The organism is Thermostichus sp. MS-CIW-34 (assembly GCF_054060435.1).
Map to the genome: position 1 here is coordinate 52,917 of NZ_JBSSDE010000005.1, position 17,545 is coordinate 70,461.

The window sequence follows — 17,545 nt, forward strand, 5'->3', positions numbered from 1 at the left end:
TGCTGAAGGGGAGTCGCTTCGCCCAGGGAAGGCCCCCCGCCGAATAGCTAGCCCCCTCAAGCTTGTGTCTTTATTGTTACCCATACGTACAGATACGTACAGATATGCCATGAGCTATCCAGCCCAATTTCCCCTTCCAGAGTCTGTACAGGTGTTGTCTTGGGAGTGCGGTTCACCCTTCAGACGCAATGTGTACTATTTTGCAAGATCCAGAGAAAAACCCCAGAGAACGAAATCACAGCCACGCAAAAGCTCAAGAGACAACCCAGACTGCTGCCAGCAGCAGGGATCCCTGATAAGACCTGCAGCTTGCTGACACGGCTGGCGTATGCTGGAGAATAAAGATTTCTTTACACTTTACCGGAGCGGACTGTGACAGCTCTTTCGACGGCCCCAGCCTTGCCCCAAACCAAGACGGTGGCGGTGGAAATGCAGGGGGTGTGGAAGCGCTTTGGGCAGCAGGTTGCCGTTCAGGATTTGAGCCTGCAGATCCCCCAGGGGGAAGTGTTTGCCCTGTTGGGGCCCAACGGCGCTGGCAAATCCACCACCATCCGCATGCTTACTAGCCTTACCCGACCCAGCCAGGGATCCATCCGGGTGGGGGGGTATGACGTGGTGCGGGATCCGGTGGCGGTGCGGCAGCAAATTGGCGTAGTTCTGCAGCCTATCACCCTAGAGGCAGAGCTGACCGTTTGGGAAAACCTGGAGTTCCACGGGCGTATGCACCACATCCCCAACCCAGAGCGGCAACGGCGCATCGATGAATGGCTGGAGTATGTGCGGCTGGCGGATCGCCGGCAAGACAAAGTGAAAACCCTCTCAGGGGGAATGAAACGACGCTTGCAGGTGGCCAGGGCGTTACTGCATCGCCCCCAGATTTTGTTTTTGGACGAGCCCACTGTCGGGTTGGATCCCCAGGCGCGGCGGCTGTTGTGGGAGATCTTGCGGGATCTCAATCGGCAGGGCATGACCTTGCTGATTACCACCCACTACATGGAGGAGGCAGAAGAGCTGTGCGACCGCATCGGCATCATGGATGGGGGAAGGTTAATCGAGTTGGGCAGCACCGAGCAACTGCGGGCCAAGTATGGAGAGGCCCTGCTGGTGCGATCCTGTCCTGGCCGGGAGGTGGAGTACACCTTTTTCCCCAGCTTGGCGGAAGCTCAGCGGCAGTTGGAGGCAGAACCCGACAAAACCGGCCTCATGGTGCGCCCGGCCAACTTAGAAGACATTTTTGTGCGTTTGACGGGCCGCCGCCTGGATTAGAGAACCCAAAGGATGCTGGCACTTTCATCCCCCAGGCGCAAAAACTGTGTCTTGCTGGAGTGGGGCATTGAGCGTTGCAGTTCTACACTCTGGTCATCTTATTTTTTTATTGGAATAGCGCGTTTATTGGAATGGCGCGGGGTGAACCTGTTTCGCCGTACTGATCCCCGCCTTCCCTCTCTCAAAAGGAGAAAGACTGGAGGTGAGTTGGCGAGTGTTTCAATTTGGCTCGACTTGAAATGACCCGGTGCGCAACAAGTCTCGGCCCGATAACTCCGTCCTGCTCTCGCGCTTAGGCCGGGGAGGATACCAACTTTTTCTCTGCCTACCCCTCTTTGGGGCTGGGGGGCTCAAACTTGTAGCCAACTCCACGCACGGTGCGGATCAACTCCGGTTGGCTGGTATCAGTCTCTAGTTTCTTGCGAATTTGGCCGATGTGGACATCGACCACCCGTTCATCTCCCTCGTGGTTAAAATCCCACACCTCTTGAATCAGCTCAGCCCGTCGCCAAACCCGCCCCGGATGTCGAGCCATAGCATAGAGCAAATCGAACTCCAGTGCTGTTAAGTTGATCAGGCGCTGCTCGCGGATGACTGCTCGGGTTTCCGGGTCGATTACCAAAGAGGCAAAGGTCAAGACCGGTGCGCTGGCAACTTCGGTCTTCATGCGTTGCCGCCGCAGAATGGCTTGCACTCGCGCCTGTAACTCCGGCAGGCTGAAGGGCTTGGTCAGGTAGTCATCTGCCCCCAACTGGAATCCGTGCAACTTATCAGCAGGGCTGACGCGGCTGGTCAACATCAACACGTACACGCCGGTCTCTTTTTGCATTTGCTGGCAGAGATCGTAGCCGCTCACATCCGGCAAGTTCAGATCCAAAATTACCAAGGCCGGCTGAAAAGCGCGCAACTGCTGTAAGCCCTCGGCCCCCGTCATCGCCACCTCAACCGAATACCCCTGCCGCTGCAAGTACCGCTGCAGTAGAGCACAAATGCTGGGATCATCATCGATGATGAGGATGCGTGACATGGCAGCTTGGCACTCTCGAAGTCAGCAGGAGACAAGGTTGCAGGGCGTTGGGGTGTGGGGATCCCTTCGGCAGCTCATGGGCAACAATCGTGCAGAGGCGATGGGCCCTCGGCTCGCGGGTGAATAAAGAGCCCTCTCAACAGGGCAAGCTTGACCCCAACCTCGGCTGGAAAGGGCCACAGGCGCAGGCAATTCATGAGTGATTGAACACTTAAATCTTATTTCAAGTCTTTACGTATGGGGTCACAGGGGGAGTTCATCCTTGTCAAGGCTGCCCTTCTCTCCAAATTAACGGAGGCTTATCCAAGAATCTTGGGCATTATCTTACTGAGTTGCCCAAGGGGAAAAGTAGCGTAAGGAGGATCCGTCAAGCAAGATCCTTAGCACCTGGAGTTAATCTGGAAGCTGTGACGCTGCTGTTCCTGTCTCAAAGTCTCGCTTTAGTGTGGCAGGTGGCGGTTTATCCCGGAGGCTTATGTACACCAATCCCGATGAAGTCTTCCGCAAAGATGTCTGGTTGGCCCTCTTCACGTGGGGGATCCTAGAGTTGGCTTGTTTCGTGATTATCCCCTTTACCGGAGCCTACGCATTCTCGCAAGTGGCGGCTTGGCTGTGGCCCTCTTTGGTTTTGGGGCCGGTGGGGGCGGTGGTGGTGGCTTTTTGTTCTAAAGTGGTGCTGGCTGCTAACAACATCCCGGATCCCAGGAGAAAACAAGCCCAGCGGCAAGTGGCTCAGGTGGTCAGTCTTTTTGGCTTTCTGGGCTTGGCATTGCCCCTCCTTCTGGCAGGATGGGTATTTGGCCGAGAGATTTTGACGACCGACTGGCAGAATAAGTTCACCAACACCAATAAGTAGAAGCTAATCTCCGACGCCCTTGCCCTCTGGGGTCGCGTCGCCCCGTCAGCGTTGCGATTCCTCTGCACAGGCCTAGCAAGAGCGCTGCGGAACACGATACATTGGGATGCAATCACGTCAGCGTTGCGCAGCAGTCGTGCTCTGGCTTTCGTAAATCCCCGGTTTTGACGGGGATCCCATCTTCTCTGCGGATTCTTGCCTGCAGCATTGCGGGAAGGTATTTCGGATGGCTAACTACCCGATGCGAGGCCGTTCTTCTCCTGCTTCTGGCGGTTTTCCCTTGGGCACCTTGGTGGTGGTGAGTGTCTCGGTTGGGGCTCTGGCCGCCTTGGCTTGGCAGTTGTGGCAGCTCGTCGCCCCCATGTTGGCCCCCCCTGCCCCGCCTCAATTTCCGCAGGCGGTGCGCTTGGATCCCTTGCCCCGCCCAGCCAGTTTTCCCTCTCCCCCCTCTGGCCCTGCTGCAGGCACTGTTGACCCTGAGGGATTTCCCCCCGGCAGCCGTGGGCGGGTGATCGAGCCCATTGGCCTGGCCATCCGCAGCCAACCTTCTGCCGATGGAGCCTACCAAGGGGGAATTGTGGTGGGGGAAACGGTGACGGTGTTGGAGTACAGCGCCGATGGTCGTTGGCAACGGGTGCGGCGGGAGCTGAATGGACAGGAGGGCTGGGTGCGCGCCGGCAATTTGGGCCCTGTGGATGGTGTTTCAGCCTCAACTTCTCCAGCTCCCACAGTTGAACCCAACCCTGAATCAACTCCTTTGCCGACTCGACCCCCCACGGCAGCAGTGGTTTCCCCAGGTGAGCGGGGACGGGTGATCGAGCCCATTGGCCTGGCGCTGCGGGCCACTCCAGAGCGGGAGGGAACCTACATTGGTGGTGTGCCCATGAACGAGGTGGTGACGGTGCTGGGCCTCAGCGAAGATGGCCGTTGGCAGCGCATTCGCCGTCAGAATGGGCAGGAAGGTTGGGTGCGGGCGGGGAATCTGGCGCAGGAGTAGCCCTTGCCATAGGCATAGCCCTACAGATGCCCTGGTGGGGGATTGTAACACCAGGGAAGCCTGTGTTTCGCTAGAGCAGTGCCGTTTGCGTCATCGGGACCGAGTCCTTGGCAGGGGAACTGGTGAAACACACTCCATTTCGGCTTGGTGCTTCAACAAGGGATCCCTGGGGCAAGGGGTTAGCTTTACCCTTTCTGGCCCTTGGGTTGGCCTTCTCTCTAGGCGCCTGCCGACCGGCTTCTAACGCTGGAGCGGAAAAGGTCAGGCAGGAAGCACCCCTAGCCCAAGCAAAGGCAGAGATGGGTACTCTGGAGTTTTGGGCCAACGGCGAGGACTTCATTCGGGAGGGGTTTGTCTCCAAAGACGGCTGGGAACTGAGCTTTGAGCACGTGTACGTGACGCTGGCGGACATAGCCGCCTACCAAACCGATCCGCCCTTTGATCCGGAAGGAAATGCAGATTTGCTGGCACGGGCATTGGTCAGCCTCTCCGGCCCCATCACGGTTGATTTGATCACGGCTCCCCCGGCGGAGCGGGCCTTACTGGGATCCCTAGAGGCACCCCCTGGCCACTACAACGCCCTGGGGTGGCGGCTGGTGCCAGCACTGGAGGGGCCGGCAAAGGGCTATTCCCTCTGGATCGAAGGCCAAGCCCGACCGACAAAGGAAGGGGCTGGGGAGATGCCGTTTGTGCTCAAGTTCAGCCCTGAGGTGGCCTTCACCTGCGGAGAGTATGTGGGGGAGGAGCGCAAAGGCTTTGTGCGCGTCGGCCAGGTGGCAGATCTGGAGGTCACCTTCCATTTCGACCACCTGTTTGGAGATGGAAGCTTGCCCCTCAACGACAGCCTCAATCAAGCAGCTCTGGGGTTTGCCCCTTTGGTGAAGTTGGATCCTGTCTCCCTGGAGCAGCGGCTGGCCGCGTCAGCGGCGCGGAGCACTGGGGGGGGATCCGACCTTCTGGAAGTGGACTGGGGGGATCTGCAGGAGGGATCCCCTGCGGCTAAGGCCGTATTGGAGATCCTGCACCACTTGGGCCATGTGGGGGAAGGCCACTGCCGCGCTGCCTCTGGCCCTGCCCAGACAGAGTCTTCGCCCTGAAGTCTTGGCTTTTCTAAGACCGGTCGCCTGCAGAGCATAGAGATTGTCGTCTGTCCTCAGCTAACCAATGAACCGAGTCTGGCCAAAACTTTGGATCCCTTCCTGCCGACTGAGCCTGATTGCGGCGTCGCGTCAGCGATGCGGAGCACGGTTGAGCTTGCTGGCTTTCGGCCTGCTCCTGTCTGCTCCCGCTTGGGGCCACGGGGTGGAGGCCTCTTGGCGGGCAGTTCCCGCTTTTGAGATCCAGGCCCGCTACGATTCTGGCGAACCGATGCGTTCTGCGCAGGTAACGGTGTTTGCGCCAACGGATCCCACTACCCCTTGGCAGGAGGGACAGACGGATGCGCGGGGACGATTTCTGCTGCAGCCGGATCCCAACCTGACGGGCCTCTGGCAGGTGCGGATTCGCCAGGCGGGGCATGGGGTGTTGGTCAACGTGCCGGTGGGCGAGGAGTTCCCTCAGACAGAAGGGATCCCCAGCGCTTCCCCACCCTTTGGGCCTTTGCAGCGGGGGGTTATGGCCGCCTGTGTCATTTGGGGCTGTCTGGGCACAGCTCTGTTCTTCTCCAGGCCGCGTCAGTCTGTTTATGGAGCGGTGGAGAGCCCATCGGTTTCAGCATCTCCGGGGTCATCACAGGTTAGCCCCTCCGCTCTGGAGTAGGACTGGCCATGCACATCAGCGATGGCATTTTGCCGGCACCGCTTTGGCTGGGGGGCTATGGCATCACCGCTCTCATCACCAGCTACAGCTTGCGGCTTCTCCGTCGCGCCGGCGTTGCCGAGCAATGTCCTTGGTGGGAACGGGATCCCCGCCATATTGCTACGCAACGCTGTCGCGACCAGTTGCCCAAAGCGGCTTTGCTCACGGCTGTCTTTTTTGTGGCCTCTTCGATTCACCTGCCCTTTCCCCCGGCCAGCCTGCATCTGGTGCTGAACGGGTTGATGGGTCTGATGTTGGGGGCTTTGGCCTATCCGGCGATTGTAGTGGGCTTGTTTTTTCAGGCGGTGGCCTTTGGCCATGGGGGCCTGACCACATTGGGCATCAACGCCGCCATTATGGGGATCCCGGCGCTCCTGGCCGGTGGGATTTTTCGGGCAGGCCGTCGGGTGATGGGGGCCGGAGTGTCTGCCTTCTTGGCGGGAGCGGTTGGGGTGGGTCTAGCAGTGCTGTTGTTTTACGGGGTGGTCATGGCTGCTGTGGTTGACGCTGGCAGCGGGATCCTCTCCACAGAAGCCGGTCGCCTGGCTCTTGGGAGCTTGGTGGTGGCCCACATCCCTCTGATGGTGGTGGAGGGGTTGTTCACCAGTTGGGTGGTGCTGTTTTTGCAGCGGGTACAACCGGCGCTGCTGGGAGAGTATGGCAAGAGATGAAGCCGGCTCAGGGATCCCTTGCTGCTGGCGCGGTCAACAATCCCATCCTCACCCCTCCAAACCCCTTTCCTGGCTGCACCGGTGGCAACCTCTGCCCAAGGTGCTGGGCCTGATGGCGCTGATGGCGGCTTTCGCCTCGGTGAGGTGCCTGGCCCTCTTGCCGCTCATCTGGGCGCTGGTGGCTGGACTGTGGAGCCTGTCGGGATTGCCTTGGAGCCTCGGGCTGAGGCGGCTGGCAGCCCCAGGGCTGTTGGTGGCAGGGTTGATGGGGATCCTACCCTTCTGGGCGGGGGAAACCATCCTGTGGCGCTGGGGATCCCTGGCTCTGCGTTGGGAGGGGCTGCAGATGGCGCTTCGCATTGGGGGGAGAGGGCTGGCCCTATTTGCCCTCACGATGCTGCTGCTGGAGACCACCCCCACATCGGAACTGTTGGCAGCGTTGCGGCAACTGGGGATCCCAGACCTCCTGCTGGAACTGGCCTGGCTCACCCAGCGCTATTTGCAGGAGGTAGCCGCTCAGTGGCAGCAGATGCAACGGGCAGCCCGGCTGAGGGGTTGGCGACCGCGGGGATCCCTGTGGCGTCCTGGGCCGGCTTTGAGGCAAGACCTACCCTTCCTGGCTGCTTCGGTGGGCACCCTGTTGGTGCGCAGCTACGAGCGCTCCGAGCGCACCTATCAGGCGCTGCGACTGCGGGGCTACGGACGGGCACCTCTGTTTTCGACGGCGGCTGGCGGGGATCCCTGGAGCTGGGCGGCCAGCGGCCTGGCAGTGGTGGTGTCGGTGGGCTTGGTGTGGACGCAATTTTAGGACTAGCCGCTTGGGCTTAGAAACAGAGGGCCATCTGCTGCCCCCCTGCAAAAGCGAGGGGAAATCCAACTGGGACTAGAATAGGAAAGCCCCATCGATTGTTGTCCGTTTCTGCCAGCTTCTTGGCCTCCTGATGAACCGGTTAGAAAGCACCCTGCCTACGCCCTTCCGCAGCCCCTCCCGTTTGGCGCCGGAGGCCCCGGCCGTTGCCATCTTGCACCTGGGCTGTGAGAAAAACCGGGTGGACACCGAGCACATGCTGGGCCTGCTGGCCCAAGCGGGCTACCGGGTGGATGGGGACGAAGAGAGCGCTAACTATGTGATTGTCAACACCTGTAGCTTCATCGAGGCAGCGCGACGGGAGTCGGTCAGTACCCTGATGGAGCTGGCGGTACAAGGCAAAAAGATCATCATTGCCGGCTGCCTGGCGCAGCACTTCCAGGAGGAGCTGCTGCAGGAGATCCCGGAGGCGGTGGCTATCGTGGGTACGGGCGACTATCACCAGATCGTCCAAATCATCGAGCGGGTGGAGCGGGGAGAGCGGGTCAATGCTGTTACTTCTAGCCTGGATTACATTGCCGATGAGACTGTCCCCCGCTACCGCACCACCCACGCGCCGGTGGCCTACCTGCGGGTAGCTGAGGGCTGTAACTACCGCTGCTCTTTCTGCATCATCCCCCACTTGCGGGGCGACCAACGCTCTCGCTCCATCGAGTCCATCCTCCGGGAAGCAGAACAGCTGGCCGAGGAAGGAGTGCGGGAGCTGATTTTGATTTCCCAGATCACCACCCACTACGGGATCGAGCTCTACGGGGAGCCGCGCTTGGCTGAGCTTATCCGCGCCCTGGGCCAGATCCCCATTCCCTGGATCCGCATGCTCTACGCCTACCCCACGGGCATTACCCCCGCTGTGGTGGAGGCCATTCAAGAGACCGCCAATTTCCTGCCTTACCTGGATCTGCCTTTACAGCACAGCCATCCTGAGATCCTCAAGGCCATGAATCGCCCCTGGCAAGGGCAGGTCAACGACCGGGTGATCGAGCGGCTGCGCCAGGCGTTGCCCAATGCCGTGCTGCGCACCAGCTTTATCGTCGGCTTTCCTGGGGAGACGGAGGAGCACTTCCAGCATCTACTAGACTTTGTCCAGCGCCATCAGTTTGACCATGTGGGGGTGTTTACCTTTTCTCCCGAAGAGGGCACCCCTGCCTACCACCTCCCCCATCAGGTTCCAGAGGCTGTCAAACAAGAGCGCCGCGCCCGTCTAATGCAACTGCAGCAAGGCATTGCCTTCCGCCGCAACCGCGAGCAGGTGGGCCGAGTGGTACCTGTACTTTTGGAGCAGGAAAACCCCAGAACCGGCGAGTGGATTGGCCGCTCCCCTCGCTTTGCCCCCGAAGTGGACGGGGTGGTGTACGTGCGTGGGGAGGGCTCTCTGGGATCCCTGGTGCCGGTGCAGATCACCCACGCCGAGCCCTATGATCTCTTCGGTCGGGTGGTGGCAGCGCCGGAGGGTTTTAGCTGGAGCGGGCGGTAGCGGTGCAAAGCACTTTGGTAGGATCTTCATCCACGGGAGAGGAGCTGGGAATGACTACCCTTGGCGGCAGCGGGACCGAGTCTTTAGATGAGCTGAAACAGGCGGCAGCCCGGGCTGCAGTTCAAAAGGTGCAGTCGGGAATGGTGGTGGGGCTGGGCACGGGATCCACAGCCGCCTTTGCTGTCAGCGCCCTAGCAGAGCGGATGCAAACCGAAGGTCTCCAGATTATCGGCGTGCCCACCTCCGAGCGCACGGCTGAACAGGCCCGCTCCCTGGGGATCCCGCTGGCTACCCTAGAAGAGCAGCCGCGCCTGGATCTGGCCATCGATGGGGCCGACGAGATTGAAGTGGGATCCCTGAACCTGATCAAAGGGGCAGGAGGGGCCCTGTTGCGGGAAAAATTGGTGGAGGCCAGCGCTGCCGAGCTGATCATCATCGCCGATGCCTCTAAAAAAGTCCCGCAGTTGGGCATTCGCTTCCCGGTGCCGGTAGAGGTGGTGCGCTTTGGCTGGAAAACCACCTTGGCGCGGGTAGAGGCTCTGGGGTGCACAGCCACCTTACGGCGGAATGCCAACGGGGATCCCTACTTGACGGACGAGCAGCACTACATCCTCGACTGCCAATTCGGCCCCATGGCGGATCCTGCCAAGATCGCCGATCAACTCAAAGGGACGGTGGGGGTTGTGGAACATGGCCTGTTCATCGGCATGGCCAAAGAGGCAATCATCGCCCTCCCGACTGGGATCGAAACGCTGCAACCCAGCTGACAACTTCCTATACCCAGTCGTGTATTGGCGTTGCCCAGGAACTGGGTTTACAGCTTTTTCCGACTTCATGGGAGTTCCGTAGCCAAGCGGGAGCCTTCCCACGCAAGAGATTGATTGACACTGGCTGTGGTAAACAACGCTGAAAAAAGCTGTACAGCTATCCCCAACTCCCCTCTCCCCCTGGGAGAGGGGCTGGGGGTGAGGGGGAGCGCTTGGGAAATGTCTCAATCGGGTCTGAAATGACCATAGACGAAGAGGCTGTAGGCGAATTGGAGTTTCTGCCCGATGCTGACCTTACGAACTGTGGCTGACCTGCTGCAAACTCCCCTGCAGGGGGATCCCCATTTGTTGGGTCTTCCCGTCCAAGCCATTTGCACCGACAGCCGCCAACTCCAGCCAGGCTCAGTCTTCGTGGCGCTGCGGGGGGAACGGTTTGATGGACACGACTTCATTCCACAAGCTTTGGCAAGGGGGGCCGTTGCCGTCATCAGCCAGCGTCCGGTGGCTGGGCCCCATTTTCAAGTCTCAGATACCCTAGCTGCCTACCAGCGCATTGCCAGAGGCTGGCGGGAGCAGTTTCCCCCCTCCGTAGTAGCCATCACGGGCTCAGCAGGCAAAACCACCACCAAGGAAATGCTGGCGGCTGCCCTATCCCGCTACGGCACAGTTCTCAAAAGTGAGGCCAACCACAACAACGACATCGGGGTTGCTCAAACACTGCTCCAGATGCAACCGGAGCATCAGTTTGTGGTTCTGGAAATGGCCATGCGCGGCCCCGGAGAAATTCGCCGGCTGGCTCAGATGGCTCAACCCACCCACGCCTTGATCACCCATATTGGCACCGCCCACATCGGCAGACTGGGATCCCGCGCGGCCATTGCTGCTGCCAAGTGCGAGCTGCTGCAGGAGCTAGGGCAGGGGGTGGCTCTGCTGAATGGAGAAGATCCCTTGCTGTTGTCTACCGCCGCCAGCCTGTGGTCGGGACAAACCCTTACCTATGGTCTGGATCGGGGGGACTTACGGGGAGAATGGGATCCCCAAGCCCAAACGGTAACTGTGGAGGGCCTAACGCTGCCGGTGCCTCTGCCGGGAAGGCATCATGCCCTCAACTGGATGGGGGTGCTGGCTGCTTTGCGCAGCTTGGGGCTGGATTGGGAGCGGCTCCGAGAACCCATCGCCTTGCCCACCCATCTGGAGGGGCGCAACCGCCATCTCAAGCTGGCGGGAGATGTGGAAATCTGGGATGAAACCTACAATGCCTCGCCGGAAGCGATGATTGCGGCTCTGCACCTATTGGCTCAAACCCCGGGGAAACGGCGCTGGGCTATTCTCGGCCCAATGCGGGAGTTGGGAGAGCATGCACCTCAGCTCTATGCGGAGGTGGGTCGGGCGGCTGCCCCTTTGGGGCTGGATCGGGTCTTGCTCTTGGATCCGGAAGGGGAGATGCAACCGCTGCTCGACCAAAAACCGGCAGCCCAGGCAGAACGCTGCGAGGAGGTATCCGAACTGCTGGAAGTCTTGCTGCATCAGGTACAAGCCGGGGATCGGCTGCTGTTCAAGGCAGCGCGAGCTGTTGAGCTGGATCGGGTGCTGCGCCGCTTTTTGCAGGAGTGGCAGGCATAGGCTAAACTGAGGGATATATCGATGGAAAGCCCGCGTCCCTCGGTTGAGAGGAGATCAATCCAAGCCGAGTTCATTCCTCGTCGATAACTGCCCTTTTTCCGTACGGCATGTACTACCACAATCCCTCTCTGCGCGAAGAGCCCCGCGATCAGCCGCCAACGGTGGTGCCCTCTCCTAGCAGCCTCTCCATTCTTGACTGGTTGCGCAAAGAGGGCCGGTTGATCGAGCAGCCCATTGAGGTCCCTGAGATGATTTTGGAAGAAGACATCGACGATATCGACGATTTGATCGGGGACGACTACGACGAAGACTTCGAGCCGGAAGAAGAGTAAGCACAACTGCCAGGATTATTACGAGCTCGTTAACTCATTTATCCCTTTGCTCGGCACCGTGAGGGTGTTATTTTTTGTGCTGCCGCTGGATAGACAGCTCGAGCAAACAAAACAGTACAGTCGTTTCAGGTTAGAGTGAGACGCCTGAGCTACCAAGAAAAGTCTTCCAGCCCCGCGCATTCAACGCTTCAGGTGTGGGTGCAGCGTTTTAGTTTGAATCAGAATGACTATAGATGCAGACAAACGTAACTGATCCCTCAGCCTCAAGGGATCCTTTTTCAGCCTGTTTTGGATTGCTCACCACCACCCTGCGATGATTGTTGCAAATCTAACCTTAGTGGAAGATACCCCCGCAGCCTTTGTAAGAAAGCATCTTGGGGCAGTAGAAACATCTTTTTCGGGGACTTTTTTCGATTTCTCACTTACCATGCAGTGCCCGGCAAAGTTCTCTCTACCTCTTTGGAAGCTGGGGAAGTGGTTACGGTCGAGGGATCCCCTGTGGAAATCTCTTTGGCTGATGGTGTCAAGGTCAACGATGCCAATGTGGTAACAGCCGACATTGAAGCTTCCAACGGTGTCATCCACGTGATCGACAAGGTGATCTTGCCTCCACAAGGGTGACCTACCAACGCCATGGATTCTAGGCCCTTCAGGGTCTAGCCCTCTGGCAGCCCCTGCTCTGGTGGCGGGGGTTTTGTATTGGGATCCCCAGCTATTCCGTTCTTTGGGCAAGGGATCCCCAATTTCATAGGTCGATGCCAACGCTGGAAGCGTAGATCGCCTCCACCGACACGCCGGACACCCGTTGAGGACGCACGATCATGTACTCATTGTCCATTTGCTTGGGCAAGGTGATGAACTCTTCGCCGCCCACCATGAGGTTGTTGATCAGCTCGGTGTATTCTCTGGCTTCTTTGACCCGTACCTGCATGGTTTGTCCACCTTCCAGCATGATGTGGACAAGATATCCGTCAGGTTTTCTGGCCATGGATGCTCCTGCTGGGTGAACCGAAGGACGAGACGAGGGGTGTTCTTATGAACATTATTCCCCCTTTTGAGACCCCTAACCAACCCCTGACTCTTCCGTGAAATCTGGAATTGAGCTGCGCCAAACCGAATCCCAAGCCGTAGCATAGTGAAAGTGAAATGTGCTCATTTTAATCTTCCTCGCGCTCCATGCCCCATTTGCCTGATGTTTCTGCTGCCCACCGTGAGCTGGAGTGGAACGGAGTTCCTTCCACCCCGACAAACGACGCCCAACCCCTGAGCCGCTCTACCGTGAAGGATCCCATCACCGCCCGTTCCGACATCATCGCCGTCGGGGGAGCAGAGGACAAGGAAAATGAGCGCCACATCCTTTGGGAATTCTTCCGCCGAGCGGGGGGAAAGTCTGCCCACATCACCATCGTGCCCGCGGCTTCTGGGATCCCGGCGGTGCTGGGGGAGATCTACGCCAACATTTTTCAGCAGATGGGGGCGGCCAGCCTCCAAGTTCTAGATATCCGCAGCCCGATGGAGGCGAGGGATCCCGATAACGTTGAGAAAATCCGCTTCTCCACCGGCATCTACTTTACGGGTGGGGATCAGGAGCGGCTGGCGGAGGTGCTGGCCCACAGCGAGCTGATGGAGGCCATTCGACAGCAGTGGCAGCGGGGGCAGACGGTAATTGCCGGAACCAGCGCCGGAGCTTCTGCGTTGGGGCAGCAGATGATCTCCCGCGGCTACAGCGGAGAACCGCCCACGCCGGCAATTGTAACGGTGAAGACGGGCTTGGGCCTTTTGCCTCGCGTCATCATCGATCAACATTTCCATCAGCGCAATCGCCTGGTGCGGCTGGTTACGGCGGTGGCCCACTACCCCCAATGTCTGGGCATCGGCATTGACGAGAATACGGCGGTGGTGATCCAGGCCGACGATGTGATGGAGGTGATCGGCTTGGGCACAGTGACAATTGTGGACGGGACACAACTGTACTCGACTGTTCAGGAGGCGGCAGCGGATGAGTATTTTCGGCTGCACAATGCCCGCATTCACTTTTTGCCGCCGGGATCCCGATTCGATCTCAACACCTTGTCTCCGCTGTGACCGGTGAAAACTTTGTCCTGCCGAGGCGGCTGGACTGGCGCAACCTCAACACCCTCTGGGGATCCCTATTGGCCGAAACCTTGAGTCGGCTGGGTTGCCGTTTAGCGGTGGTGTCTCCGGGATCCCGCTCAGCCCCCCTGACCTACGCCCTGGCCCAGCACCCCGACATCGAGGCGATCCCGGTGCTGGATGAGCGGTCGGCAGCCTTTTTTGCTCTGGGGTTGGCCCAGCAAACCCGGCAGCCCATCCCCCTGGTGTGTACTTCTGGCAGTGCTGCCGCCCACTTTTTCCCGGCTCTCCTTGAGGCAGCCGAAAGTGGCTTTCCCCTGTTGATCCTGACGGCGGATCGGCCTCCAGAGCTGCGCCACTGTCGCGCCGGCCAAGCAATTGACCAAGTGAAGCTCTACGGCCATTACCCCAACTGGCAGGCGGAATTGGCCGTGCCCAGCGCGGCTCCAGAAGCCCTGGCCTACCTGCGCCAAACCCTAGTGCACGCCTGGGAGCGCACCCTTTACCCCTTCCCCGGCCCTGTGCATTTGAATGTGCCCTTCCGGGATCCCCTGGCTCCCATTGCTGACGGCAGCACTGCGCCTTTGATTCATTTGCAGGAAGATCCGGAGTTTGAGAAGACCTTTTTTCGTGGAGTTGTTCCGCCATGCACCGGCTCTTCCTTCCAGGCGGTGCGGAGCCCTCTGCAGACGGAGACAGCTTCTTTTTGGCAGGAGTGGCGCGGCTGTGAGCGGGGGGTGATCTTGGCGGGGCCGGCTCAACCGCTGGATCCCCAGCGCTATGTGGAGGCAGTGGCCCGTTTGGCGACGGCTTTGGGCTGGCCGGTGCTGGCGGAGGGGCTTTCTCCCCTGCGGAACTACGCTTCCCTCAACCCCTATCTCATCACCACCTACGACCTCATCCTGCAGCGGGATGATCCCCAGCTTTGGCCGCAGCAAGTCATCCAACTGGGATCCCTGCCCACCAGCAAAGCGCTGCGGCAAACCCTGGCCAAGGTTGCTCCCCGCGTTTGGCGGTTGGATCCCCGCCCTGAGAATGGGGATCCCCTGCACAACCCCACCACCCACTTGCCTTTCGCCGTAGAGGAGTGGGTCGCCGGGATCCCGGAAGCGCCGGCCAAGCGAACAACTTTTCTGCAGGGCTGGCTGACAGCGGAAGCGCAAATCCGTGCTGCCCTAGACCAGGCCATGACTGACCTATCGGAGTGGTTTGAAGGCAAGGTTGCCTGGTGGCTGGCCCACCACTTGCCCCCAGAGACTCCGCTGTTTATTGCCAACAGCACGCCGGTGCGGGATGTGGAGTGGTTTTGGCCCCCCAACGACCGCCGCATCCGGCCCTACTTCAACCGCGGCACCAACGGCATCGATGGCCTTCTCTCTACCGCCTTCGGGGTGGCCCACCGGCAGCGCCCGACGGTGTTGCTAACCGGGGATCTGGCCTTTTTGCACGACTGCGGCGGCCTGCGGCTTGGCCCTCACCTGCAGGGATCCCTGACCATTCTCCTCATCAACAACCAGGGGGGTGGGATTTTCGAGCTGCTGCCCATTGCTGAAGTGGGCCGTCAAGGGCCAGATCCGCCCTTTGAGCCCTACTTTGCTACTCCCCAGTCGGTGGATCTTGCCCTCCTCTGCCAAGCCCACGGCATTCCCCACCGGCGGGTGGAAAGCTGGCAGGAGCTGGCCCAAGCTTTGGATCCCTTACCTGCCCAACGGGTGCGGGTGTTGGAGATCCTTACGGATCGAAAAGCCGATGCTCAGCGGCGGCGGGACTGGTTTCAACAGTGGTCGGAGCTGCCATCCAAGCCTTGACCTGCTTCCAGATCTGCTCCGGCAAATCCTCAGCTTCGCAGTCCAGCCACTGGATCCCTGGCAGGGCCCGGAACCAGGTCATCTGCCGCTTGGCAAATTGGCGGGTGCGCCGCACAATCAGGGGCTGCAGCTCGGCTTCCGGGATCCGCCCCTCCAGGTAAGCGCCGATCTCCGCATAGCCCAAGGTCTGCAAGAGGGGTAAGTCTGGCCCGTAGCGCTCCCGCAGGGTTTTCACCTCCTCGATCCACCCCCGCTCCATCATCTCTGCCGTGCGCCGGGCAATGCGTTGTTCCAAACGGGGCATTGGGCAGCGCAGCCCCAGGATCAAGATGGGGTAGTGGGGGGGATGGGCCTGCCGTAGGCTGGAAGCCGGCTTCCCGGTGGTGTAAACGATCTCCAAAGCACGCAGCGTGCGCACTGCGTCATGGGGATGAATGTGCTGGGCGGCAACGGGATCCAACTGCTGCAGCCAGGCGTAGCGGATCTCAGGGGGCCAAGTTTCCAGTTGTGTTCTCAGTTGGGGCTGCGGAGGTACCGCAGGGATCCCTAGGCCAGCAGTCACCGATTGGATGTAGAGACCGGTGCCCCCCACCAAGATGGGAGTCTGTCCCTGCCGATGGGCCTCGGCGATGCGGGTTTGGGCCGCCTGTTGGAACTCGGCCACCGTGTAGGTGTGGCGGGGATCCACAAAGTCAATCAGCTCGTGGGGCCAGAGAGCCCGCTCAGCAGGGGTAGGCTTGGCTGTGCCGATGTCGAACTCGCGGTAGACCTGGCGAGAGTCCGCATTCAACAACGGGGATCCCAGCCGTTGGGCCAAAAGCAGTGCCTGTCGAGATTTCCCGGTGGCCGTGGGGCCGGCAATGACGATCAATCCCGGCCATTCTGTCCGGTCGGAAGCTGCTGCAGCGGGAATGCCATTCTCGAGGGTAATGCGCATTCGCTACCCAAACCATCGGCAGGGCAGACTGGCAAGCAACTTTCCTCAGAGACCAGATTAAGATTCTCGAAGAACCTTGTCTCTTTGGGTTAGGATCGGTTACCTGCTACCCTGCTTTTTTGCTGTGCTGATCTCATCCTACATTCCTGCTTCGACGGTTTTGAGGGTCAATGGGCCACAGCCGCAGCCAGTGGCGCAGTTTTTACCTCTCCGGCTAGAGTTGTTCGCAAGGCGCGGCCTCAGCCAGATTGGACGGGCAATTGGAACAGGGTTGCTGATGGCTATGCTCATAGGTGTCCCTTGCTCGGCGCGGGGGGAGACCTTGGTGCTCAAGCAGGGAGAAGTGCGCACTCTGCCCCTGTTGCAAACCCGGGCCCGGCTGCCCTTGCAAATGGAAATGCTCTATCTGGGCATGGTCGAGGAGCGCTTCTTGAGCTACGCCCGCGCCAACAATTGGGAGACCATTTCCAGCGAGCGGGAGGATCCCCGTTGGAGCCGCTGGCAACTGCGTCCTGGGGGTGAAGCCCTTTACCTGCCCGATTCCCCTTCATCTCAGAACTCCTTGGAGCCCCCCATCTATGCCCGTGGGTTTTATGTGCAAGCCTATTTTGTCGGCGGGCGCCTGGCGGGAATGCACCTGATTCGCAACCCTGAAGAGCCGGGCTTCAACTTGAAGGCCCTGCAAAGGCTTATCCGCGCCTGGTTTCCCGATAATCGCCTGATGTTGCATTACCAAATACTGCCAGAGGATCCCGAGCAGCAGGTGCTGGGCGCCTATCTGGGCACCATTCCTCCCCCCTACCTTGCCGATATTCGGCGCAACCGCGTGCCTTTTTGTCAGACTTTTTTCAGCCCCACTTTGCCCCAGCCGATCATCCCCCCCTCCGTCGATGTGCCTCCCCATTGCCTGGGCACAACTGCCGTCAACAGCGGGACGGGGCCTTACGCTGCCCAGAAAGGGGCTGCTGCTTTGCGCTAAAGGCACGTGAGGAGTTGGCTCAGCGCAGCGCTGGGGTCAAGCCGGATTT

Annotated in this window: 18 protein-coding genes; 15 read left to right on the forward strand and 3 right to left on the reverse strand. The window is 59.9% G+C overall.

The features are described 5' to 3' along the window. Positions 1–417: 417 nt before the first annotated feature. The gene (locus tag ACVWYY_RS02895; RefSeq protein ID WP_011433616.1) at positions 418–1,266 is read left to right on the forward strand and encodes an ABC transporter ATP-binding protein; all 849 of its coding nucleotides are present in this window, start codon (positions 418–420) and stop codon (positions 1,264–1,266) included. A 325-nt stretch (positions 1,267–1,591) separates the two neighbouring features. Here ACVWYY_RS02895 and ACVWYY_RS02900 read toward each other — a convergent pair whose 3' ends face one another. Further along, the gene (locus ACVWYY_RS02900) at positions 1,592–2,293 is read right to left on the reverse strand and encodes a response regulator transcription factor (RefSeq protein WP_457396140.1); all 702 of its coding nucleotides are present in this window, start codon (positions 2,291–2,293) and stop codon (positions 1,592–1,594) included. 475 nt (positions 2,294–2,768) lie between these two features. Here ACVWYY_RS02900 and ACVWYY_RS02905 point away from each other — a divergent pair, with 475 nt between their 5' ends. The 11 genes from ACVWYY_RS02905 (at position 2,769) to ACVWYY_RS02955 (ending at position 12,299) form a co-directional block, all read left to right on the forward strand. Continuing rightward, the gene (locus ACVWYY_RS02905) at positions 2,769–3,149 is read left to right on the forward strand and encodes a hypothetical protein (protein WP_011433618.1); all 381 of its coding nucleotides are present in this window, start codon (positions 2,769–2,771) and stop codon (positions 3,147–3,149) included. 226 nt (positions 3,150–3,375) lie between these two features. Continuing rightward, positions 3,376–4,146, forward strand: coding sequence for an SH3 domain-containing protein (locus ACVWYY_RS02910; RefSeq protein ID WP_457403591.1), 771 nt, complete (start codon positions 3,376–3,378; stop codon positions 4,144–4,146). A 299-nt stretch (positions 4,147–4,445) separates the two neighbouring features. Beyond that, positions 4,446–5,243 (forward strand): DUF4382 domain-containing protein, encoded by a 798-nt coding sequence (locus tag ACVWYY_RS02915; RefSeq protein ID WP_457439538.1) that lies wholly within the window; start codon positions 4,446–4,448, stop codon positions 5,241–5,243. 67 nt (positions 5,244–5,310) lie between these two features. Further along, complete coding sequence (locus ACVWYY_RS02920; protein ID WP_457439540.1) at positions 5,311–5,904, forward strand: hypothetical protein; 594 nt, start codon at positions 5,311–5,313, stop codon at positions 5,902–5,904. 8 nt (positions 5,905–5,912) lie between these two features. Continuing rightward, positions 5,913–6,614, forward strand: coding sequence for a cobalt transporter CbiM (cbiM, locus tag ACVWYY_RS02925; protein WP_457396142.1), 702 nt, complete (start codon positions 5,913–5,915; stop codon positions 6,612–6,614). Continuing rightward, positions 6,601–7,422 (forward strand): cobalt ECF transporter T component CbiQ, encoded by an 822-nt coding sequence (gene cbiQ / locus ACVWYY_RS02930; RefSeq protein ID WP_457439542.1) that lies wholly within the window; start codon positions 6,601–6,603, stop codon positions 7,420–7,422. The genes cbiM and cbiQ overlap by 14 nt, the downstream gene beginning before the upstream one ends. 133 nt (positions 7,423–7,555) lie before the next feature. Continuing rightward, on the forward strand, positions 7,556–8,956 hold the full coding sequence (rimO, locus tag ACVWYY_RS02935) for a 30S ribosomal protein S12 methylthiotransferase RimO (RefSeq protein ID WP_457439544.1): 1,401 nt from the start codon (positions 7,556–7,558) through the stop codon (positions 8,954–8,956). 50 nt (positions 8,957–9,006) lie between these two features. Continuing rightward, positions 9,007–9,723, forward strand: a complete 717-nt coding sequence (gene rpiA / locus ACVWYY_RS02940) for a ribose 5-phosphate isomerase A (protein WP_457439546.1) — start codon at positions 9,007–9,009, stop codon at positions 9,721–9,723. 285 nt (positions 9,724–10,008) lie between these two features. Further along, positions 10,009–11,346, forward strand: a complete 1,338-nt coding sequence (locus tag ACVWYY_RS02945) for a UDP-N-acetylmuramoyl-tripeptide--D-alanyl-D-alanine ligase (RefSeq protein WP_457439547.1) — start codon at positions 10,009–10,011, stop codon at positions 11,344–11,346. Positions 11,347–11,453: 107 nt separating this feature from the next. Next, positions 11,454–11,678: a DUF3134 family protein gene (locus ACVWYY_RS02950; protein WP_011433626.1), complete on the forward strand. Its 225-nt coding sequence runs from the start codon at positions 11,454–11,456 to the stop codon at positions 11,676–11,678. Positions 11,679–11,966: 288 nt separating this feature from the next. Then, positions 11,967–12,299 (forward strand): fasciclin domain-containing protein, encoded by a 333-nt coding sequence (locus ACVWYY_RS02955; RefSeq protein ID WP_414387847.1) that lies wholly within the window; start codon positions 11,967–11,969, stop codon positions 12,297–12,299. A gap of 124 nt (positions 12,300–12,423) precedes the next feature. Here ACVWYY_RS02955 and ACVWYY_RS02960 read toward each other — a convergent pair whose 3' ends face one another. Beyond that, a complete protein-coding gene (locus ACVWYY_RS02960) occupies positions 12,424–12,666 on the reverse strand; it encodes a hypothetical protein (protein WP_011433628.1) in 243 nt (80 codons plus the stop codon). Between the two features lie 188 nt (positions 12,667–12,854). On the opposite strand from ACVWYY_RS02960, the gene ACVWYY_RS02965 reads away from it, so the two are divergent. Then, entirely contained in the window at positions 12,855–13,763 is a 909-nt protein-coding gene (locus ACVWYY_RS02965) for a cyanophycinase (protein ID WP_148202746.1), read from the forward strand. Continuing rightward, positions 13,760–15,580: a 2-succinyl-5-enolpyruvyl-6-hydroxy-3-cyclohexene-1-carboxylic-acid synthase gene (menD, locus tag ACVWYY_RS02970; RefSeq protein ID WP_457439549.1), complete on the forward strand. Its 1,821-nt coding sequence runs from the start codon at positions 13,760–13,762 to the stop codon at positions 15,578–15,580. Before ACVWYY_RS02965 ends, menD begins: the two co-directional genes overlap by 4 nt. Here the strand turns inward: menD and miaA are convergent. Next, a complete protein-coding gene (miaA, locus tag ACVWYY_RS02975) occupies positions 15,504–16,517 on the reverse strand; it encodes a tRNA (adenosine(37)-N6)-dimethylallyltransferase MiaA (RefSeq protein ID WP_457403602.1) in 1,014 nt (337 codons plus the stop codon). The genes menD and miaA overlap by 77 nt on opposite strands. 277 nt (positions 16,518–16,794) lie before the next feature. Between miaA and ACVWYY_RS02980 the strand changes: the two genes are divergently transcribed. Continuing rightward, positions 16,795–17,496, forward strand: coding sequence for a hypothetical protein (locus ACVWYY_RS02980; protein WP_457403603.1), 702 nt, complete (start codon positions 16,795–16,797; stop codon positions 17,494–17,496). The last annotated feature ends 49 nt before the right edge of the window (positions 17,497–17,545 follow it).